Annotated in this window: 21 protein-coding genes and 1 tRNA gene; 12 read left to right on the forward strand and 10 right to left on the reverse strand. The window is 67.6% G+C overall.

Translation table 11 applies throughout. The features are described from left to right. Nucleotides 1-3 precede the first annotated feature (3 nt). The 3 genes from BQ2383_RS18850 to BQ2383_RS18860 are packed head-to-tail and all read right to left on the reverse strand — an operon-like array spanning nucleotide 4 to nucleotide 3501. Nucleotides 4-1383 carry an FAD-binding oxidoreductase gene (locus BQ2383_RS18850; RefSeq protein ID WP_091037467.1) on the reverse strand — a complete coding sequence of 460 codons (1380 nt, stop codon included), beginning with the start codon at nucleotides 1381-1383 and terminating at the stop codon, nucleotides 4-6. Next, complete coding sequence (locus tag BQ2383_RS18855; protein ID WP_244176065.1) at nucleotides 1376-2269, reverse strand: alpha/beta hydrolase; 894 nt, start codon at nucleotides 2267-2269, stop codon at nucleotides 1376-1378. The genes BQ2383_RS18850 and BQ2383_RS18855 overlap by 8 nt, the downstream gene beginning before the upstream one ends. 5 nt (nucleotides 2270-2274) lie before the next feature. Continuing rightward, nucleotides 2275-3501, reverse strand: a complete 1227-nt coding sequence (locus BQ2383_RS18860) for a metal-dependent hydrolase family protein (RefSeq protein ID WP_091037472.1) — start codon at nucleotides 3499-3501, stop codon at nucleotides 2275-2277. 94 nt (nucleotides 3502-3595) lie between these two features. Here BQ2383_RS18860 and BQ2383_RS18865 point away from each other — a divergent pair, with 94 nt between their 5' ends. Both BQ2383_RS18865 and solA read left to right on the forward strand, forming a co-directional pair. After that, on the forward strand, nucleotides 3596-4162 hold the full coding sequence (locus BQ2383_RS18865; protein ID WP_091037475.1) for a TetR/AcrR family transcriptional regulator: 567 nt from the start codon (nucleotides 3596-3598) through the stop codon (nucleotides 4160-4162). After that, on the forward strand, nucleotides 4159-5373 hold the full coding sequence (gene solA / locus BQ2383_RS18870; protein WP_091037488.1) for an N-methyl-L-tryptophan oxidase: 1215 nt from the start codon (nucleotides 4159-4161) through the stop codon (nucleotides 5371-5373). The genes BQ2383_RS18865 and solA overlap by 4 nt, the downstream gene beginning before the upstream one ends. A 383-nt stretch (nucleotides 5374-5756) precedes the next feature. On the opposite strand, the gene BQ2383_RS18875 is transcribed toward solA, so the two are convergent. Continuing rightward, nucleotides 5757-6386, reverse strand: a complete 630-nt coding sequence (locus BQ2383_RS18875) for a TetR/AcrR family transcriptional regulator (protein ID WP_091037490.1) — start codon at nucleotides 6384-6386, stop codon at nucleotides 5757-5759. 86 nt (nucleotides 6387-6472) lie between these two features. On the opposite strand from BQ2383_RS18875, the gene BQ2383_RS18880 reads away from it, so the two are divergent. Both BQ2383_RS18880 and BQ2383_RS18885 read left to right on the forward strand, forming a co-directional pair. Further along, entirely contained in the window at nucleotides 6473-7435 is a 963-nt protein-coding gene (locus tag BQ2383_RS18880) for a zinc-binding dehydrogenase (RefSeq protein ID WP_091037493.1), read from the forward strand. A 38-nt stretch (nucleotides 7436-7473) separates the two neighbouring features. Next, nucleotides 7474-8010: a hypothetical protein gene (locus BQ2383_RS18885; protein ID WP_091037495.1), complete on the forward strand. Its 537-nt coding sequence runs from the start codon at nucleotides 7474-7476 to the stop codon at nucleotides 8008-8010. 20 nt (nucleotides 8011-8030) lie between these two features. On the opposite strand, the gene BQ2383_RS18890 is transcribed toward BQ2383_RS18885, so the two are convergent. Further along, nucleotides 8031-8609 (reverse strand): hypothetical protein, encoded by a 579-nt coding sequence (locus tag BQ2383_RS18890; protein WP_091037498.1) that lies wholly within the window; start codon nucleotides 8607-8609, stop codon nucleotides 8031-8033. Further along, the gene (locus tag BQ2383_RS18895) at nucleotides 8606-9292 is read right to left on the reverse strand and encodes a hypothetical protein (RefSeq protein ID WP_091037501.1); all 687 of its coding nucleotides are present in this window, start codon (nucleotides 9290-9292) and stop codon (nucleotides 8606-8608) included. The genes BQ2383_RS18890 and BQ2383_RS18895 overlap by 4 nt, the downstream gene beginning before the upstream one ends. A gap of 156 nt (nucleotides 9293-9448) precedes the next feature. Here BQ2383_RS18895 and BQ2383_RS18900 point away from each other — a divergent pair, with 156 nt between their 5' ends. Next, nucleotides 9449-10285 carry a leucine-rich repeat domain-containing protein gene (locus tag BQ2383_RS18900; protein WP_140403388.1) on the forward strand — a complete coding sequence of 279 codons (837 nt, stop codon included), beginning with the start codon at nucleotides 9449-9451 and terminating at the stop codon, nucleotides 10283-10285. Between the two features lie 37 nt (nucleotides 10286-10322). Beyond that, a complete protein-coding gene (locus BQ2383_RS18905; RefSeq protein ID WP_091037506.1) occupies nucleotides 10323-10847 on the forward strand; it encodes a hypothetical protein in 525 nt (174 codons plus the stop codon). Nucleotides 10848-10851: 4 nt separating this feature from the next. Here BQ2383_RS18905 and BQ2383_RS18910 read toward each other — a convergent pair whose 3' ends face one another. The 3 genes from BQ2383_RS18910 to BQ2383_RS18920 form a co-directional block, all read right to left on the reverse strand. Further along, nucleotides 10852-11622 (reverse strand): pentapeptide repeat-containing protein, encoded by a 771-nt coding sequence (locus BQ2383_RS18910; RefSeq protein ID WP_208617699.1) that lies wholly within the window; start codon nucleotides 11620-11622, stop codon nucleotides 10852-10854. Beyond that, entirely contained in the window at nucleotides 11619-12104 is a 486-nt protein-coding gene (locus BQ2383_RS18915; RefSeq protein ID WP_208617700.1) for a hypothetical protein, read from the reverse strand. The genes BQ2383_RS18910 and BQ2383_RS18915 overlap by 4 nt, the downstream gene beginning before the upstream one ends. A gap of 125 nt (nucleotides 12105-12229) precedes the next feature. Beyond that, a complete protein-coding gene (locus BQ2383_RS18920) occupies nucleotides 12230-12808 on the reverse strand; it encodes a hypothetical protein (protein ID WP_091037508.1) in 579 nt (192 codons plus the stop codon). 278 nt (nucleotides 12809-13086) lie between these two features. On the opposite strand from BQ2383_RS18920, the gene BQ2383_RS18925 reads away from it, so the two are divergent. Beyond that, nucleotides 13087-14370, forward strand: coding sequence for a VCBS repeat domain-containing M23 family metallopeptidase (locus BQ2383_RS18925; RefSeq protein ID WP_091037512.1), 1284 nt, complete (start codon nucleotides 13087-13089; stop codon nucleotides 14368-14370). 401 nt (nucleotides 14371-14771) lie between these two features. On the opposite strand, the gene BQ2383_RS18930 is transcribed toward BQ2383_RS18925, so the two are convergent. Further along, nucleotides 14772-14848 (reverse strand) — tRNA-Pro (locus BQ2383_RS18930). 108 nt (nucleotides 14849-14956) lie between these two features. Here BQ2383_RS18930 and BQ2383_RS18935 point away from each other — a divergent pair. From BQ2383_RS18935 to BQ2383_RS18955, 5 genes are read left to right on the forward strand one after another with little or no spacing between them, the layout of a single operon-like run. After that, nucleotides 14957-15541 (forward strand): GNAT family N-acetyltransferase, encoded by a 585-nt coding sequence (locus BQ2383_RS18935; protein WP_091037515.1) that lies wholly within the window; start codon nucleotides 14957-14959, stop codon nucleotides 15539-15541. A gap of 34 nt (nucleotides 15542-15575) precedes the next feature. Beyond that, entirely contained in the window at nucleotides 15576-16031 is a 456-nt protein-coding gene (locus BQ2383_RS18940) for a hypothetical protein (RefSeq protein WP_091037517.1), read from the forward strand. A 59-nt stretch (nucleotides 16032-16090) separates the two neighbouring features. Further along, nucleotides 16091-16759, forward strand: a complete 669-nt coding sequence (locus BQ2383_RS18945) for a lysoplasmalogenase family protein (RefSeq protein ID WP_091037520.1) — start codon at nucleotides 16091-16093, stop codon at nucleotides 16757-16759. Beyond that, the gene (locus BQ2383_RS18950; protein WP_205828834.1) at nucleotides 16759-17130 is read left to right on the forward strand and encodes an RNA-binding S4 domain-containing protein; all 372 of its coding nucleotides are present in this window, start codon (nucleotides 16759-16761) and stop codon (nucleotides 17128-17130) included. The genes BQ2383_RS18945 and BQ2383_RS18950 overlap by 1 nt, the downstream gene beginning before the upstream one ends. Nucleotides 17131-17182: 52 nt before the next feature. After that, nucleotides 17183-18616: an HNH endonuclease signature motif containing protein gene (locus BQ2383_RS18955; RefSeq protein WP_091037523.1), complete on the forward strand. Its 1434-nt coding sequence runs from the start codon at nucleotides 17183-17185 to the stop codon at nucleotides 18614-18616. Nucleotides 18617-18648: the final 32 nt, after the last annotated feature.

Raw genomic sequence — 18648 nt, forward strand, 5'->3', positions numbered from 1 at the left:
GCGTCATCCGATGACCTTGCCCGGGTTGAGGATTCCGGCGGGGTCGAGGGCGGTCTTGATCGCTCGATGCATGTCGAGGACGACCGGAGAGAGCTCTGACACGAGCCCCTCGCGCTTGAGCAGACCCACGCCGTGCTCGCCGGTGACCGTGCCTCCGAGCGCGAGGGCGGCGTCGATGATCTCTGTGAACGCCTTCTCCGCGCGAGCGCGCGCCTCGTCGTCACCGGTCGGGACCACGAGGAGCGGATGCAGGTTGCCGTCGCCCGCATGCGCGATGTTGGCGATGAGCACGTCGTTCGCGAGCCCGATGGCCTCGATGCGTCCGAGCATCTCCGCAACGGCGGCTTTCGGGACGCACACGTCTTCGGTCAGGACGGGACCGAGGCGTTCCAAGGCCGGATAGGCCAGGCGCCGGGCGGCGAAGAGCGCCTCCCCCTCGGCCTCGTCCGTGCTCCGGTCGGCCCACGTGGCACCGCCGCGCTCGAAGGCGGCCAGCAGCGCGGCCGCCTCTTCCTCCCCCGCGGCACCCGGGGTGTCCACGCGCCCGAGCAGCACGACCGCGGCATCGGCCGAGAGCCCCATGTTCTTCCAGTCGTCGACCGCGCGCAGACAGTTCCGGTCGATCAGCTCCAGCGCCGACGGCGTGAGCCCGGCAGCCGCGACCTCGCGCACCGCCTCCCCCGCGTCGGTGAGCGAGTCGAAGAACCCGGCGATCGTCTGCTCGGGCGGGCGCGCCGGCCGCAGTCGCACCGTGACCTCGGTGACGATACCGAGCGTCCCCTCGGATCCGACGAGAAGACCGGTCAGGTCGTATCCCGCGACGCCCTTCGCGGTGCGGCGTCCCAGGCGGACGAGCTCTCCCGTCCCGGTCACGACCTGCATCCCGAGCACGTAGTCCCGGGTGACGCCGTACTTCACGCAGCAGACCCCGCCGGCGTTCGTCGCGACGTTGCCGCCGATGGTCGACCAGGGCGAGCTCGCCGGATCCGGCGGATACCAGAGGCCGTTCTGGGCGACGCGGGCGCGGAGGTCGTCGTTGACCACCCCGGGCTGCACGACGGCGAGGCGCTCGAGCTCGTCCACTTCGAGCACGGCGTTCATCCGCTCCAGGGAGATCACGACGCAGCCGGGGAGCGCGTTGGCACCGCCGGAGAGCCCGGTGCCCGCCCCACGGGCGACGACCGCGGTGTCATGGCGCAGGCATGCCCGGACCACCGCCTGCACCTCTTCGGGGGTGCGCGGTCGCACGAGGCAGGCGGGCAGCGACCACTCCGCCCACTCGGCGTCGTCGTGCGCGTAGCTCTCGAGCACATCCGGGTCCGTCGTCAGACGGTCGGCGGGCAGCACCGCGGAGAGATCGGCGAGGAGCGCGGACTCACTCACGGGCGTCGTCGCCGGGGATGGATCCCGAGCGCGTGTGGCAGGTCTTGAGATAGCTCAGGAACGAGGCCTGCAGCCCGGTGAGGTGGGTCTCGTGCAGCATGGCCCTCGAGACGTCCCCCGCGCGTCCCCTCGCATGCAGTTCTTCTAGGACGGTGAGCAGGTTGCGCCCGATCTCCCGGTAGATGGGAATCTCTCCGAACAGCTCGGCTTCGTTCAGCGTGACGTGCAGCCGCCGAGCGGAGGACGCGGGATCGTGGTCCGAAAGCGCAGCGATCAGGGGGAACACCTGGCTGTCCGTGGCGGCGACACCCGGGCTGCCGGCGCCGAACGTCGCGAACGGAGACGTCGCGTGCAACCAGGCGTACAGGGCGAAGAGACCTCCGTAGGAGTAGCCGAAGAGCCCATGACCGGTCTCGCTCACACGGAACTTCGACTGCAGGAGGGGGTGGAGCTCCTCCGTCAGGAACTCGAGGAAGACGTCGGCGTGGGTGTCGGCCAGCTGGGCGAGGTAGGCGTCGACGTGCTCCGGGGTCATCGCTCCGGAATCGCGGGCAGCCGTGAGTGTCCTCCGCATCTCGTCGCCCACGGGTTCTCCCGGCGGCACGAGGTCGCGGTTGCGAAGCTGAGCCCACTGCGCGGCCTCGTCACCGGCGTAGCCGACGCTGACCTGGATGTAGGGGGCGATCGTGAGGTAGGGGTCCGCCTGGGTAACGATGAGCGGGGCGGTGAGCCCGACGGCCCAGTTCCCGTCCGTCACGTAGATCAGCGGCAGGGACTCGGCGGATTCCGCGTAGCCCGGGGGCGTCGTCACCCAGACCGCGTAGCGATGTCCCGACCGTGCCGTGACCTCGAGGTACTCCGTGTCGGCCAAGCAGCCGTTCAGCATCGCGCTCACTGGGTGTCTCCCTTCATGATGCGGCCGGCCTTCACGACGAAGGCGGCCATGTCCGGATCCGCGAAGACGCGGGCATCGTCGAGCGGGTTCCGCTCCCACGCGACCATGTCGGCCGCCATGCCCACGCGGAGCATCCCGACGGTGTCTCCGATGCCGAGGATGTCGGCATTGACGCGGGTGGCCGAGACGAGCGCCTGCATGGGCGACTCCAGCTCGGCGCGCAGTCGCAGCTCCTCGCCTCGGCGGTATTGCTCGGGTCCGAGGAGGTCGGAGCCGAGGCCGATCCGCACCCCCGCTGCGCGGGAGATCTCGAGCGCGTTCGCCATGCGGCGACGAGCGCCGGCCAGGCGGTCGCGTGTCGATGGGTCCACGTCGAGGCTCCCGGGGTCCATGATCTGATCGACCACCGCGAAGGTGGGGACGAGCGCCACATCGTTATCCCGCATGAGCTGTGCGGTCGGCTCATCGATGTCCGTGCCGTGCTCCACGCAGCGCACGCCCGCCCGCACCGCATTGCGGATGCCGGCATTGTTGTGCGCGTGCACGGTCACGTAGGTGCCGCGCGCGGCGGCCTCCTCGACGGCGACCGCGATCTCCGCCACCGTGAACTGCGTGTCGTCGAGGCGGTCATGGCCCCCGACGACACCACCCGTGACGCAGAGTTTCAGGAACGTCGCCCCGCGCCGGAACGACTCCCGCACATTGCGCCGCAGCTCGTCGGCGTTGCCTGACATGAGGGACAGGGCCGTGAGGCCGGGAATGTGGTGCGTCTCCCACAGCTCGGTCGGCTCCCACGCCGCCCCGTAGTAGCCATGTCCGCCGGTCTGGCACTGCACCGGGCCGCACGACAGCACCCGCGGACCGCGCACCTTGCCCTTCGCGATGACGTCGACCACTCCCCCGTCGATGCCTCCGGTGTCGCGCACCGTGGTGAAGCCCGCATCGAGGGTGCGGCTCGCGGTGTGGAAGATGTCGGCGGCGATCTCGGCGGCCGAGAGCTGGAAGCCGAACTGCGCGCGGATCGGGCTCGAGAGGCCGAAGTGCACATGGGCGTCGATCAGGCCCGGCGTCACCAGCATGCCGTCGAGGTCGACGGTGGTCGCGCTCGCCGGAGCCGCTCCGATCCGGGTGATCACGCCGTCCTCCACGCAGACGTCCGCAGGCGAAGGCTCGGCGCCGGACCCGTCGGCGATGATCCCGCCTGCGAACCAGATCTCGGTCATGACGCCTCTTCCGAGAACGACTGCGTCCTCAACAGTGGTGAATTGGTTGTGCGCTAACGTACTCAACAGTGGTGAAGAAGTCAACGGAGGCAACATGCGAGCACCGGTGGGCGAAGGAAGGGCGCGCCTCCTGCAGGCGCTGTTCGACGAGTTCGGCGAGAACGGTCCCAGCCCGAACCTGTCGATGCGGCAGGTGGCCGAGCGGCTCGGCGTGCACCACACGCTGCTGACCTACCACTTCGGTTCGCGGCCGGGTCTGCTCAGCGCGGTGCTCTCCGAAGCACGCGGCCGCGACAATCTCATGATCGCGGCGACGAGTGAGGGGCTCGGATTCAGCGAGCTGTTCCGATCGATCTGGGACTTCTACTCGAGCGCAGCGCAGGAGGAGCGGACCCGCGCCTTCTTCCATCTGATCGGCCTGGCCGTCTATGAGCGTGGCGCCTACGACGAGTTCGTGGCCGATCTCGACGATCTGACGCGTCTCCTCGAAGCGGCTGCCCGTCGCGACGGATCCTCGGCGACGGATGCCGCGCAGTCGAGCCTCGTCGCCGTCGCCGGCATGCGTGGGCTCCTGCTGCAGCGACTACTCAGCCCCTCGGCGGAGGTGGATGCCGCCGCAGACCGTTTCATCGCATCGTTCACGAAGGAGTCGACGACATGACCCAGGGCTACTCTCACATCGTCATCGGTGCCGGAGCCATCGGATCCGCGGCCGCCTATTGGCTGGCGCAGGCCGGCGCAGAGCGCGTTCTCGTGCTGGAGCAGTTCGAGCTCGGCCATGCCTTCGGCTCCTCCGGCGACCATTCTCGGATCATCCGCCGCGCCTACCATCGCGAGGAGTACACCCGGCTCACGGATGCGATGTTCGCCGCCTGGGCCCAGGTCGAGGAGCGTTCGGGCCTTCAGGTCTACACGAAGACCGGCGGGATCGACCTCGCGGCCGCGGGCAGCACCGGCGCGGCGGAGATCGACGGGTACCGTCGGGCGATGGATGCCGCGGGGATCCCCTACGACGAGCTGACGATCGACGACATCCGCACGCAGTACCCGCAGTGGAACGTGAGCGACGACACGATCGGGATCCATCAGGCCGATGGCGGCATCCTCGACATCCGCCGGTCGGTGTCCGCTCATGTGTCGCTCGCCCGGGCCGCCGGGGTCGAGTTCCGCGCGGGGGTGGTCGTGACCGGCGTGCGGGTCACGTCTGAAGGAGTCACGATCACGACATCGGAGGGCTCGTTCGACGGCGGCCACCTCGTCGTCGCCGCCGGTTCGTGGCTCGGCGACCTCATGCCTGACCTCGGTCTCTCCTTCGAACTCACGCTGAGTCAGGAGCAGGTCGGGTACTTCTCGTCATCGCACCTCGCAGACTTCACTCCGGACAGGTTCCCCATCTGGATCCATCACGCCGACGAGGTGCACTACGGATTCCCCGTCTACGGCGAAGCGGCGGTCAAGATCGCCCGGGACATGCGCGGGCGCTTCATTTCATCTGCCGAGCGGACGTTCGTGCCCGACGACACGGAGCCGCTGCTGCTCGGCGACTTCCTCCGGGAGCACCTTCCGGCCGCCGCCGGCCCGCTCCTGATGAGCAAGACCTGCGTGTACGACATGCCCGCCGACCGGGACTTCGTGCTCGACACCATCCCCGGCCATCCCCATGTCGCGGTGTTCAACGGCGCCGGCCACGCGGGCAAGTTCGCGAGCCTGATGGGGCGGATCCTCGCCGAGCTGCTGACCGTCGGCCGCACGGAGCACGACATCTCCGCGTTCAGCCTGCGGCGCCCTGCGATCGTCGACCCCGACTTCGTGCCCGTCTTCCGGCTGGGGCCGGGCGACGGAGCGGTGGGTGCGGGACCGGGCGGGGTCTGACGCGTCCCGCGGAAGCCCGCTCGGAACACCCCGAGCAAAACCGGCGGCCCGTCGTGGTATCCCTTCCACACCACCCCGGGCCGCCAGCCGCGCAGTGCCCCGTTCCCTCCCCGGGCATCGGCGGCTACTGCAGCGAGCCACGCTAGCCCCGTGCAGAGGAAACCATAAGGGGGTGTCCAAGCCGGGCGTTCGAGGTTAGGTTGTACCGGATCGCAAGTGACAGCGGTCACGGGCCGGCGAAGTCCCCAGCTGAGCCGGCCGGTGGTCCCGAGGGTTCCCCAGACCTGGCGGGGCCACCCTCCCGGGATTCTCTTGCGAATCACAGATGCGTGTCGGGGTGGGGACGACGTCTCCTGCAGCGTCCTGGATGGCGACGGCGCGTCCTACCCCGGGATGACACTCGGGAGGAGTCGCGGCGAAGGGGGTAGCGGCCCGTGCCGGTCGGATGCGCGCAGCCCGTCGATCACGAGCGCCGCGTAACGACGCGCGGCGCGGGTGCGCTCCGCCTCCGTCGTGCTCGAGAGTCCACGCGCCGCGAGCAGGACGATCAGGAAGTCATCCACGACGAAGTCGCCACGCAGCGCGCCGACGTCGATGGCGCGACGAGCGACCGCGACGATGCCCCGCACCGCCGCTTCGCGCTGTGCTCGGAAGTCGACGGCGTCGGGGTAGGCGGAGAGGAACGCATCGGTGAAGCCCTGGTTGCGGGCGTTGAGCGCCAAGACCCGTTCGATGATGCCGCGGAAGCCGCGCCACGGGTCGGGGTCGGCAACGGCGTCGACCACGATCGAGCGACAGGCGTCGAGCTCGTTCACGAAAGCGGCGCGGACGAGATCGGCTTTCGTGGGGAACCGCCGATAGAGGGTGGCCGGGCCCACACCCGCATGTCGGGCTATCTCTCGCATCGTCACGTCGAGGCCCTCGGTCGCGAACAACTCGCGAGCCGCGGCGAGCACCCGATCACGGTTCTCTTTCGCGTCGGAGCGCAGGTCCTGAGGCAGAGTCGTGGACATGTGTCTCACTTTAGTCAAGTGGACGCAGGCGTCCGTTACGTTTCCGAAGGCGGGTTCGACCCTCCCGCCACGAAACGGAGTGCACCATGCGCGCAGTGATCATCCGGAGCTTCGGCGACCCGAGCGGGATGGAGTTGACGGACCTTCCCCTCCCGACGCCGGGAGTCGGCGAACTCCTCGTTCGAACGGAGGCGATCGGCGTCGGCGGGGTCGACGTCGTGATCCGCCGAGGCGGCATCGCTGAAGCGACCCGCGACTCGGGGATGATCCCGGGAAGCGAGGCAGCCGGGGTCGTGACGGCGACCGGCGCCGATGTCGACCCCGCCTGGCTCGGTCGCCGCGTCTGGGCGTTCACGGGAATCTCGGGCGGGTATGCCGAGTACGTGATCGCACGCGCCGACGACATCGTCGCACTGCCTTCCGAGCTCTCGTCCGTCGACGCGGTGACCTTCGGGAGCGCGGCACCGGTCGCGCATTTCGCGCTCGAACGCGCCCACCTCGTCGAGGGCGAATCCGTGCTCGTGCGGGGCGCCGCCGGGAGCATCGGTTTGGCCGGTGTCGAGCTGGCCGCTCGCACCGGCGCCGCGACCATCGCCGTCACCACGTCGTCTCGCGAGCGCGGGGAGCGGCTGCGGGCGTTCGGCGCCACGCACGTGCTCGACCGCGCCGGTGCGGGCGATCCAGAGGCCCCGTCCGAGTTCGACGTCATCCTCGACATCGTCGGCGGACCCGATCTTCCCCGGTTCATCGAGCGGCTCGCTCCCAACGGTCGCCTGATCGCCGTGGGCGTGGTCGGTGGATTCCCGCCCGCTGACTTCGGCACCGCGCTTCTGGCTGGCTTCCGCCGATCGATCACCTTCGGAACGCTCAGCCTCGACACCGTGCCACGCGCCGAGCTCATCCGAGTACGAGGCGAGATATTCGATGACGCCGTCCGCGGCATCCTCTCCCCCGTGGTTCACGACACCCTCCCCCTGAGCGCCGCCGCCGAGGCGCACCGGCTCATGGATGCCGGTGAGGTGTTCGGGCGCATCGTGCTCGTGCCCTGAATCCGTCACCACCAGGACACTTCTCATAGAGTCGATCCATGCCTCACACGTTGACGGTGAACGGTCGTCCGACTCTCGAACATGTCGATCTGGAGCTTCTCGATTCGTACCTTTTTCCGGACGGAGGAAGGTTTCCCGAGTCGTATCGTGCGTTCATCCGGCGTGCGGGCTGGGCTCGACTCTTCGGCCTCTGGCTGATCTACCCACCCGTTCTTCCCGGCTTCGCCGACGGCCTTCAGGGGCGTGGAGAGAATCTCACCGCTCGGTTCCGTTCCGTGTATCGGGAGGGCGAGGAAGAGGAGTTCGAGTGGATGGTCGAGCCCGATGCCGATTGGTCGCGGCCGGTGTCGTTGCGAGTGTTCGGGTGGAGCGAGAACGGTGACGCGCTGCTGTGGGACACTTCGTCGCGCACCCCGGACGGGGAGTTCGCCGTCTGGGAATCTCGCTCGCTCGATTCGCTCCACCGACTCGGCGGAAGCCTCTCCGAAGCGTTGCCTCTGATCCAGCCGCGGGCGCGCGGATCGTTCGGCGCTCGGGGCCACGACATCGAACCGCTTCCCGCTGTCCGCCTCTGAGACCCCTCGCGGTCAGCTCCTCAGCGCTCGACGGTGAACCAGGCCGTCGGGCCGTTGGTGAGCAGCGGAGCATCCTTCGCCCCGAAACGGGATGCGGCATCCGGCCACGCGACGAAGTTCCTCTCCGCGCGAGGCGCCACGTTCTTCGTCACCGGATCGACGGCGAACACGCCCCTCCCGCCGGCGCGCACCACACGCATCAGCTCGCGGATGTACTCGGTGGTGCGGGTGTCATCTTCCGGCACGGATGCCCGCAACTCGCCGTTCCGCAGGCCGTCGTCGTTGGAACGTGACCGCACGAGGCTCGCGAGGCCGGCGCCGACGATCGCGTACACCCACCCCCGACCGGACGGGTGAGGCACCACGTAGTCACGATGGAAGATGCTCTCGGAGATGATGCTCGTGTCCACGAGGGTGACGTGAGGGCCCGCGCACTCGCTCAGTGACGAGCGAAACGTCGGGGTGAGTGTCTCGGGTTGTTGAGTGGCGTCGACGAACCGCACCGCGGGAAGGCTGGTTCGCACCGCGTCGCTGAACTGTTCTTCATCGGCGGGTGTCATGAAGACGCAGAGCCGGTGGAGCTTCGACGGTGCGCTCATGACACCAGCGGTGACGTGATCTTGGTCGCCCGGTACGACTGCCCATCTTTCGTGGCACGCCACCGGCGCCAATGCTTCGCCGACAGGCGGAAGGGCAGGTGCTTCTGCACGTGAGCGGCAGCATCGTGCAACCGGTCGTCGGCGGGGAACCCGAGCCAGAGCGAGAGGGAGGAGGCTGTCGTGCCGAACGTGGCACGCGCCCCGGACGCGCCGAGGAGACGCCCGTAACCATCCACCGCGAACCCACCGAACGCGTCGGCGTCGATCCCTCCGTACGGCGCGCCTGTCGCGGGGTCGACGATAGCCACCGGCGCGCTCCAGACCAGCGAGGCCAGCGGGTGCCCATGGGTGGTCACGGCTCCCGAACCCGCACCGCTCAGGGTGTCGAGCGTGGCATCGACGTCATCGGAGCGAACCCGCCACTGGGTGTGTGTACGCTGCCGGTTCTGCGGCCCACCGAGGTGCGCGGCCGCAAACGCTTCGAACCGGCCTGCGATGTCGGGCGGCCCTCCGGCCCAGAGCTGGAAGGACATCTCCGGCGCACCGATGGTCTGTACGGCGGTGTCGAGGAAAGCCTGAACGCTATCGTAGGCAGTGCGGGGATCCTTCGTGCGAAGCGAATGCGCGCTTCCTGCCGAGGCCGGCAAACCGTCGTAGGTCACGACCTCCTGAGTCAACGTCACCTCTCCATTATCCCGACGACCAGGACACGCGCGAAGCGTGCGCTGCGAGCGGGACCGGCCCGGCACGGCAGGAGCGACGACAGCTCGCACAACTAATCTGAGTTGTGCGGCGGGGACGACAGCCCGCGGACTCACGGATGAATGGATGAGGACATCATGAGCAAGCGGACCATGGTGCTGCACAGTGCGCACCAGGACCAGTTCGACGTGCCGGACAGGGACCTCGTCTTCTATGACCGGCCCTACGACGCCGAGCAGCTGTCGCGCATCACCGATGTGCACCTGTGGTCTCCGCTGGACGGACCGCTTGACCGTCTCCCGGAGATCATCTCGGCGATGACGAGCTTGAAAGCCCTCAGCATCGGCCCGGGGCGGGTCCTCCCCACCATCGTCACCGAACTGCGGCAGGGCGATCTCCCTGAGAGTCTGGAAGACCTCTCGGTGCACATCGGTGAGCGGACGCTGGTGTGGCCGGATGTGGTGGTGCCGAACCTGAAGACCCTCTACGTCGGCGAACCCTTCCGCTTCAAGAACGAGCACTTCCCCCGGCTCCAGGCCCTCTCCCTCTACCCGCAGAGATCTCTGAACAATGTGCGGCAGGCGCTCGAACTCCCGCTGGAGGAATTGAACCTGTTGAACGTGCCCACGGACGAAGAAATCTTCCGCCTCGTCGAACCGGTCGGGCTTCGCCGGCTCGGGTTGATCGGTGGACGCACCCTGACGAGCCTCACCGGGATCAGCGTGCTCCCCCAGTTGGAATCGTTGCGGCTGAAGAATCTCACCGCCCTGGGTGACATCTCAGAGCTGGCTGCCCTCCAGCAACTCGAGATCGTCAACATCCAGTACTGCAAGAAGATCGTCGGCATCGCCGCCGTCAACGACCTCCCTCGACTGCGCCGGCTCACCCTGGTCGGATGCGGTCACGTCGGCCTCGAGACGATCGAGGCGAAGTTGGCGACACTGGAATGGGCCAACACCGGCGCGACCACGTGACCGTCTGCCTGGAGAGCCAGCTCGGTAGCCTGGCAGCATGACGGAACTCTTCCGACGTGCCACCGGATGCCTGGAGGAAGCCGGGTGGACGGGTGAGCCGCCGCTGTCCACGGAAGACGGAGTTCCCTCCGCGCTGCGAACGGCACCCGACACGGTGATCCGCTGGGTGTCCTCGTTCTCGCAGCTGTCGAACGCAGACGAGACCGGGTGGTTCTTGTCCCGCCACGACTATTCGACCGGCGCGGAGGATGCCTTCGCGTGGAACGAGTTCGAACAGCTGAGCATCCAGGCGGCGACAACGGGTGATGAGTTGGTCGCGGTCTCCCGTTTCTGGAAGCGCCACCTACCCATCCTGCTTTCCGTTCGCAACGGATACGAGTACCTGGCAGTGCGCGACGACGGAGCTGTCGTCCACGGAACGGAGCCGGAGTTCGAAGAAGCGGTGGTCGCGTTCTCTCACTTCGAGGATCTGCTGAGGTACATCATCGCGCGTCCGGCAGCACGGAACGACGTCGTCGAGAGACTCCTGTTCGATGGCACCCGTCTCCCCGAACGAGGCTGAGCCGCTAACTCTTGACGTCCGGGTCCAAGGGCAGATCGTCCGCACGTCCCGCGGCCGCGGCACGCGCAAAGCGCTGCGCGTACGCTTCACGCGCGGCGTCGGCGTGCTCCTCGCCGTCCCACTGGTCCGGCAGCGGCTCGCCCTCGCGATGGGAGCGTGTCACGCGCGCGAGACCGAACGCGACGGACGTGTTCAGAAATGTGCACCGGGTGAAGCTCGTGCCCGCGGAGAACGTGGCATCGACGAACGTGCAGTCCGTGAAGGTGGTGTCCGAGAAGTCAGCGCCACTGAGGTCAGCGCCGTCGAAGATGCAGCGTTCGAATCGAGCGTTCGGCAACGATCTCACCGTGCGCAGGTTCGCGCCCGAGAAGTCGCACTCGGTGATCTGCGTGCCGATCGCCAGCCCTTTCAGGGATGCGCCACGGAAACTGCAGCGCACGAAGCTGCGGTCGAAACGGGGCTGCCCGGTGAGCGATACCGAATCGAACAGGCAGTCGGAGAGCTCGGACTCGAAGAACATCAGGCGGCCTCGCGCACGGCGGAAATCAACGCGGGACAGGGTGACGTACCGGAACTGCAGACCTTCGCGCCCCGCTTTCACGCCGCGCAGATCAAGCAGGCCCTCGTCCGTCGCCGGCCAGTCGGTATCGAACCGATGCGGGCCCTTCAGGATGCGCGCCTGCTCCAGGATTTGCTCCTGCAGCGCAGCCAGCCGCTCTGGTGTCCACCGGCGTGACAGCTCGGCATCGCCAGGCGCTTTCACCGGCTCATTCACTCGCGCGTCCTCTCGGCAGCAGGCGTCTCCGCAGCGGGAACGGCCTGAGCGTCGACGGTGGCCTCGTCGTCGATGAGGAAGGCGATCTTCTCCCGCTCCGTGTCCGCGTCGAAGGCAGGGTCACGAGCAGCGATGCGACTCATGAGCTCGGCGATCGCCTGGTGGATCGTCTGCCGCAGGAAGGCGACGGGATCGACGGCGGCGCTGACATCGTCGTTGCTGATCCGGATCTCTCCTGTGGCAGTGCGTCGCGACAGGAACACCCGCGGTGTTCGCAACCCGGACGGCCCGGGCACGGGCGTGATCTCGCCTCCGACCATCAGGAAGAGGTCGAGCTGATACGAGAATTCGACCGTGCGCAGGTGCTGCTTCATCCGCGCGACCTCTTCGATGAAGCCCGCCTGCGGCGACGGACCACCCCACACCGTGCGGAACGTGAGCCGGCCATTCGGTACGCCGTCGATTCCGGAGGGATCAGTCATCGTGCGGCCCCACCTGGAGCGGGTCCGTGGCGCCGTCCGGCGTCACGACCTCATATTCGACGGTGCTCACCGTGGCAGTTTATCGATCGCGCTTCGAGGGCCGCGAGCGGTGTTGTCGCGTTCGGCTAGAAATCGAGAAAGCCTGCGACGACGTCGCGCACGATCCCGTCCGCGCCCGGTGTGCCGTAGAAGTACACCGAGCCGTATCCCCACAGATACTCCTCGATGAGGTCTTCGAGCTCGCCCTCCACGGGCCACCCGTCCTCATCGATCTGAAAGAGGAAGCGATGCCCGTCGGCGCGCACGGCATCAGCGAACGCCGGCTCGTTCTGGATCAAGACGGGTTCGTCATCGATCCGCACCAGAGCCGGTGTGGACGCGGCGTCCGGTCGTTGGATCAGCGCTGTCGCACGCAGCCCTGGCCACCCCAGGTCGTCCCGCCCGCCACGCGGCGAGGGGTCATGGACGATCGCCCGCATCGCCATGTCCGGATAGACGACATCCTCGTCTTCGATGCCGAAGCCGGCACGCAGCACCACCGACACCTCACGGCCGCCCGTCCACGACGCGCTGCCTGCGGCGAGAGTCAGCAGATACCGATGCGTCTCCAGAAGCGGATGCGTCTCGATCGCCGATGGCGGAGCACCACCCAACCGCGCCCCATCCCCGCGATCCGGCAAGGCGGGGTACAAGAACGCAGGCATGCGCCCAGCCTATGGGCACGCCGACGGGGGGTCACCGGACCCCCAGTCGGGACAACGCCCAGGTCGGCGCATCGAGCGTGGCCGCAACCCTTCGGAGGGGGTTCTTGGAGATGGTCGGCGTCCCCCGGACACGCGAGGTGGGGGTCTCTCAACGTATCTAGTTCTCGCTGGGCATGTCTGTAGGGCGAAAAGGGGACATCGCTGCGCCCAGGCAGGTTGATAGGTTGACCGCGAACGCCCTCGGCCGCGGGTCCCATTTCAACTTTTAGGAACTGAAAATGAAGAGAACTCTGGCGCCTCGTCGCGCCCGAATTGGAATGCTGGCGGCGCTTGCGGTTGCAGTCGGCGCGCTGACCCCGTTCGTAGCGGAGCCGCCCGCCGCGCAAGCCGCGTATGGCGCGATGGTCCAGCCGGCCTCTGGGAAGATTCTTTCGCGCGTCGACGATGGATGCGGCAACCCACGGGATCACGAAGGCATCGACATCTCCAACAACGGGGGAACACCGATTATCGCTGCCTACGGTGGGACAGTCAGCGCTCGCACGTATAGCAGCGGGTATGGCAATTATGTGGTGATCTCCCACCCCGGTGGATATACGACCCTGTATGCGCACATGGTGTCGCCGGGATCGGTGAATCTTGGTCAGGCTGTAACCAAGGGACAGCAGATCGGCGTCGTGGGGAGCACCGGAAACTCAAGCGGACCTCACCTGCACTTCGAACTGCGCCGCGACGGCGCCAATATCGCAAACCAGGGGTACACGTGCAACACGAACGTCACCCGAGGCAACGCGATTCCCATGGACTTCCCCGGCCTCGGTGCGGGTGGCGGTGGAGGGTACGACATCAACTCAGACGGACACGATGACGTCTTAGGTGGAGACACCGACATGACCGCCTATTACGGAAACGGTGCCGGTGGCCTGACCGGCCAGACGCTCGGCAGCGGCTGGGGTACGACCACTGCGATCGTTCGCGGCGATTTCAACGGGGACGGCAACGGAGACATCGTTACCGTTCGAAACGACGGCAACCAATGGTTCTATCGAGGCAACGGGGCGAGTTCGTTCAACCCGACGCAAGTCGGCCATGGATGGGCCAACATGTCATTGATCACGGGCGGTGCGGACTTCAACAGTGACGGCCGCGCAGATATCGTCGCTCGAGCGGCTGACGGCAACCTCTACGCGTACCGGGGTAACGGCAGCGGGTCTTTCCCCGAACCCCTGAAGATCGGCAACAACTGGTCCGGTATCACCGCCGCCGTGGCGGGCTACTTCAACGGAGACGCGTATGGCGACATCATCGCTCGCAACAGTGCTGGCTTGCTGTTTCTCTATGCTGGCACCGGCTACGGCATCGGAGCGGGAACCCAGATCGGTAACGGCTGGAACGGGATGAGCGTGATCACCGGCGGAGGGGACTACAACACTGACGGCAAGGCCGACATCATCGCCCGAGACGCGAGTGGAAACCTCCTGCTCTACCCGGGCACCGGAAGTGGAGTCTCCAACCCGACGCAGATCGGTCATGGCTGGAACAATCAGCGACTGATCGGCTGATCAACGGCAGAAGCCTCCCACCCAGCCTGAAAGCTCGGTGGGGGTCTTCTCGGTTCAAAGCCCGAGGCGATCGTTGTAACCAGAGATCGCCGTGCAGAGCTGCGTCGTGTCGTCAGTGCACGTGTCCGTGTCCGATACAGCGAGCATCGCGCGCCACTGCCAAGGACGCGACGCAGATGCTGAACACTGACTCGCACCTATGGCCGAACGGGTGAACGAGGCGATCGCAGCCGTCGAGCTTCGTCGGACCGAGGCGCTCGAGGCCGCCCGTCATCTCGCTGCCTCGGACGCATCTCTCGTCGTCGTGTGAGACGTATGCGAGACGCCGCCGGCTCAGCCTTCGGGCGGGCATAGAAAAAGCCCCGGAGTTCCGCGTAATCCTGCGGTTCTCCGGGGCTTTGTGGTCGGGCTGACAGGATTTGAACCTGCGACCCCTTGACCCCCAGTCAAGTGCGCTACCAAGCTGCGCCACAGCCCGTTGTTCTGCACTCTCGCGCAGGCAACTCCCCTATCTTAGCCGCAACCCGAGCCCCTCCGCGAACCGAGCCGTTGCGGGTTGTCGGATGCCGCGCGTACCGTCGCGTGCATGGTGACGATCACGACCGAGGTAGCGACGACCGACCGCTGGGACGATGTGCAGCACGCTCTCACCGGCGGCGGCGACGGCGCGAGCTGCCAGTGCATCTGGCCCGTGCTGAGCAACAAGGACTGGAACACGACCACGACCCCGCAGCGCACCGAGATGTTCCGCGCCGAGATCGCCGACGGGCCTCCGCCCGGGATCATCGCCTACGTCGACGGCGAGGCGGCCGGGTGGATCAGGATCGGGCCACGCACCCGTCAGGCTCGCATCCCGCGCACGCGCATCATCGCGGCGGCGACCACCGAGCCGTTCGATGACGAATCCGTCTGGGCAGTCACGTGCTTCGTCGTGCGGCGCGAGCACCGCGGCGTCGGGCTGAATCACGCACTCCTGGAAGCCGCTGTGGACTACGCCCGTGAATCCGGTGCTCGACTGATCGAGGGCTACCCGGTCGACACACGCGGCGAGAAGCAACGAGCCAACGATCTGTTCCACGGCACGCTCGGCACGTTCCTCGCGGCCGGCTTCACCGAGAAGACCGCACTCAAGCCGGGGCGCACCCTCGTCGCCCTCGACCTGACCCCATGATCGTGCCGCGCGCCCGAGCCACTAGCGTGAAGGCATGAGCGACGCGAGCCCGACCATCGACGATCCCGAACTCGGCACCTTCACCCGCGCCACCTCCGAGCTCACCGACGGCTCCGTGCTCACGCACGACTGGTTCGTCGGCACGGTCTCGGTCGAGGGCACGGAACTCGAGCTCATGCTCGAGGGAACAACTCCCGACGAAGTCACGCTGCTGCTCCCCCGCACGCGCGAGGTCGTCAAGCGGCTGCACACGCTGCGACGGATCGCGACGGATGCCGTCGTCACGAACTTCAACACGGGCGAGCCCGACCCGCAGGACCTCGATGACGCCGCCTCCGATCTCGCGCTCGAGGCGATCGAGGCCACCCCCGACGGCACTGTCATCCTCCATTTCACCGACAGCTGCGGAGAGCACTTCCCCGAGGGATACTGGCCGGCCGTGCACCTGGGCATCGACGATGCCGTCCAGCAGGTCACCGTCGAATCCTGAGCCCGCGTATGCCTCGTCCGACAGCGCGCCCGACGATCGGCCGAGCCTACGATGGGGAGATGCAGCGCCGCGCCCCGTCCTCGCTGATCGCCTGGACGTTCCTCCCCTACGTCGCGGTCTCCGTTCTCCACGTCATCCTTCTCGCCGTCGGAAGCCCGCTCGCCGGACCGACGAAGCTGCTACTGATGCCGATGCTCGCCGTCCCCGTCCTGGCCGCTGCCCGGTGGATCAAGCCGCCGATGACCCTGGCCCTGCTCCTCGCGGCGGTGCTCTTCTCCTGGCTTGGCGACGGCGTGGGTGCGTTCTTCCCCGCGGCACCGGAACTCCCCCTCATGCTGCTGTTCTTCGGCATCGCCCATGTGGCATACATCCTGCTCTTCGCCCGCCGGCTGGGCGTGCGGCGGATGCCCTGGTGGGCCCTGATCTACGCACTCTGGTGGGTGGCGATGATCGCCGTCCTGGGCCCGCACACCGGGGGCTTGCTGATCGCGGTCGCCGTCTACGGACTCGTCCTCGGCGGCACTGCGGCATTCTCGGCCCGGTGCCACCCACTGATCGCGGTCGGCGGAGCGTTCTTCCTCGCCAGCGACACACTGCTCGCGTTCCGGCTCTTCCTCCCCGACGGGCTCCCGGTGTGGAGCAGCCCGGCCGTGATGCTCACCTACACGCTCGGCCAAGGCCTCATCATCGCGGGCGCGCTGATCACGCTGCGAAAGCGGGCTTCCTGATGGATGCCGCACGCGTCGACAGCTGGCTCTGGGCGATCCGCGTCTACAAGACTCGATCGGCCGCGACCACCGCATGCCGTGCGGGGCACGTACGGGTGAACGGCGACAAGGTGAAGGCTGCACAGCAGATCCGCGTGGGCGACGAGCTGCGTATCCGCATCGCCGGATTCGACCGGATCCTCTTCGTGCGTCAGGTTCTCGTCAAGCGAGTCGGCGCTCCCGTGGCGGCGCTCGCCTACGAGGACAAGACGCCCGAACGAGAGCCCCAGGCGGCACTCGGTCTGCGTGACCGCGGGGCCGGGCGACCCACGAAGCGGGAGCGTCGGGACATCGACAAGCTGCGCGGGCGGAACCATGACCCAGAGGATTGATATGCCGTCATCTTCGCCCCGATCTTTCGAATATTTGTTCTAGAATAGGGGTATGGCTGCTCGGACCGACATCGACCTCGAACTCGCGGAGCGACGCCGCGTGCTCGATGCCTGGGCCGAGAAGCGACGGCGCATCGCCGCGCTCGAAGCGGAGGCCGCCGAGCTGCTGGTGGAGCAGATCGCTCTTCACGATGCCGAGGTGTCAGCGAGCCCGTTCCACCGCGACGCGATTCACCGCTCCATGATCGTGGAGTTCTCCGCCGCCGGTCATGTCTCCCGTGGGTCGATGGACTTCGCATTCGCCGACGCACAGGCACTTCACGACCACCTCCCCGCGGTCCGTGCAGCGTTCGCCGCGGGTTCCCTGAGCGCCGGCCATGTCCGCGAGATCGCCCGCGCGAGTGCGCTCGTGGCCGAAGCCATCCGCAACAAGAAGGTCGATGCCGACGTCATGGCCCTGTTCGAGACGGCAGTCCTCGTCGTCGCCGAGCAAGACACGGCTGCTCGCACCCGTGCGCACGCCAGACAGGTCGCCAGCGCACTCATCGGCGAGAGCATCGGGGAACGGCATCGGCGAGCGGCGAAGGAACGCTGCGTGACCGTGAAGTCGCTCGACGACGGCCTCGCCCTGCTCACGGCGGTGTTGCCGGAGTGGATCGCGACCGCCATCTCCGACAGGCTGAGCCGAATGACACGGGAGGTCGTGCGAGCGCGGGAGGATCATGTACCCGAGTTCCTGCCCTGGTGGTCTGACGAAGACATCGATGCTCTGCATCCCGAAGACTTCGCGCTCGACGACCCGACCTTCGACGCCTACGCCGGTGCCGATCCTGACGGGAGAATCTTCGGCGCCGACGGCGACACGTTCGCGACCGACCCGGAGACCGAGCACATCCCTGCCGACACGCGCACGTGGGCGCAGGTCCAGGCAGACCTCTTCACCGACCTCCTCCTCGCCGGCGACCCGTCCCTCGCGCACGGCGACGGCCTCGGTCGCATCCAGGGACGCGTCCAGGTCACGGTCGCCGCGACCACGCTCGCCGGCATGGACGACCGACCGGCCGAGCTCGACGGGCACGGCCCGTTGCACCCCGACGTCGCCCGCGCTCTCGCCGGATGGAACAGCGGATGGACCCGCCTGTTCCTTGACGGCTCCGGAATGCTGGTCGAGACCGATACGTACACCCCGACCGAGGGCATGCGACGGTTCTTGCGTGCTCGTGACCAGCACTGCCGCTTCCCCGGCTGCCGCATGCCGGTGCACCGCTGCGAGATCGACCACCAGCACGACCATGCCAAGGGCGGGAAGACGCGCCTCGACAACCTCGGGCATCTCTGCCGCGCGCACCACACTCTCAAGCACCCCGACATCCCCGACCCGCATCGGTGGGCAGCGCAGCAGGAACGAGACGGCAGCATCACCTGGCACAGCCCGCTCGGACGCGCCTACACCGATCCGCCACCCCGACGGGTCATGTTCGTCTGACGCCTGTTCGGTAGATGAACCCTGGCCCCCGG

This window comes from Microbacterium oxydans (assembly GCF_900095745.1).
Taxonomy (GTDB): domain Bacteria; phylum Actinomycetota; class Actinomycetes; order Actinomycetales; family Microbacteriaceae; genus Microbacterium; species Microbacterium oxydans_B.

What these genes read in the sequence shown, in the direction of transcription:
- BQ2383_RS18925 (WP_091037512.1), top strand. Translation starts at nt 13,087, where the DNA reads ATGAAGAGAACTCTGGCGCCTCGTCGCGCCCGAATTGGAATGCTGGCG.
- BQ2383_RS18865 (WP_091037475.1), top strand. Translation starts at nt 3,596, where the DNA reads ATGCGAGCACCGGTGGGCGAAGGAAGGGCGCGCCTCCTGCAGGCGCTG.
- BQ2383_RS18890 (WP_091037498.1), bottom strand. Translation starts at nt 8,609, where the DNA reads ATGAGCGCACCGTCGAAGCTCCACCGGCTCTGCGTCTTCATGACACCC.
- BQ2383_RS18905 (WP_091037506.1), top strand. Translation starts at nt 10,323, where the DNA reads ATGACGGAACTCTTCCGACGTGCCACCGGATGCCTGGAGGAAGCCGGG.
- BQ2383_RS18875 (WP_091037490.1), bottom strand. Translation starts at nt 6,386, where the DNA reads ATGTCCACGACTCTGCCTCAGGACCTGCGCTCCGACGCGAAAGAGAAC.
- solA (WP_091037488.1), top strand. Translation starts at nt 4,159, where the DNA reads ATGACCCAGGGCTACTCTCACATCGTCATCGGTGCCGGAGCCATCGGA.
- BQ2383_RS18935 (WP_091037515.1), top strand. Translation starts at nt 14,957, where the DNA reads ATGGTGACGATCACGACCGAGGTAGCGACGACCGACCGCTGGGACGAT.
- BQ2383_RS18955 (WP_091037523.1), top strand. Translation starts at nt 17,183, where the DNA reads ATGGCTGCTCGGACCGACATCGACCTCGAACTCGCGGAGCGACGCCGC.
- BQ2383_RS18880 (WP_091037493.1), top strand. Translation starts at nt 6,473, where the DNA reads ATGCGCGCAGTGATCATCCGGAGCTTCGGCGACCCGAGCGGGATGGAG.
- BQ2383_RS18885 (WP_091037495.1), top strand. Translation starts at nt 7,474, where the DNA reads ATGCCTCACACGTTGACGGTGAACGGTCGTCCGACTCTCGAACATGTC.
- BQ2383_RS18945 (WP_091037520.1), top strand. Translation starts at nt 16,091, where the DNA reads ATGCAGCGCCGCGCCCCGTCCTCGCTGATCGCCTGGACGTTCCTCCCC.
- BQ2383_RS18915 (WP_208617700.1), bottom strand. Translation starts at nt 12,104, where the DNA reads ATGACTGATCCCTCCGGAATCGACGGCGTACCGAATGGCCGGCTCACG.
- BQ2383_RS18900 (WP_140403388.1), top strand. Translation starts at nt 9,449, where the DNA reads ATGAGCAAGCGGACCATGGTGCTGCACAGTGCGCACCAGGACCAGTTC.
- BQ2383_RS18860 (WP_091037472.1), bottom strand. Translation starts at nt 3,501, where the DNA reads ATGACCGAGATCTGGTTCGCAGGCGGGATCATCGCCGACGGGTCCGGC.
- BQ2383_RS18940 (WP_091037517.1), top strand. Translation starts at nt 15,576, where the DNA reads ATGAGCGACGCGAGCCCGACCATCGACGATCCCGAACTCGGCACCTTC.
- BQ2383_RS18920 (WP_091037508.1), bottom strand. Translation starts at nt 12,808, where the DNA reads ATGCCTGCGTTCTTGTACCCCGCCTTGCCGGATCGCGGGGATGGGGCG.
- BQ2383_RS18855 (WP_244176065.1), bottom strand. Translation starts at nt 2,269, where the DNA reads ATGCTGAACGGCTGCTTGGCCGACACGGAGTACCTCGAGGTCACGGCA.
- BQ2383_RS18950 (WP_205828834.1), top strand. Translation starts at nt 16,759, where the DNA reads ATGGATGCCGCACGCGTCGACAGCTGGCTCTGGGCGATCCGCGTCTAC.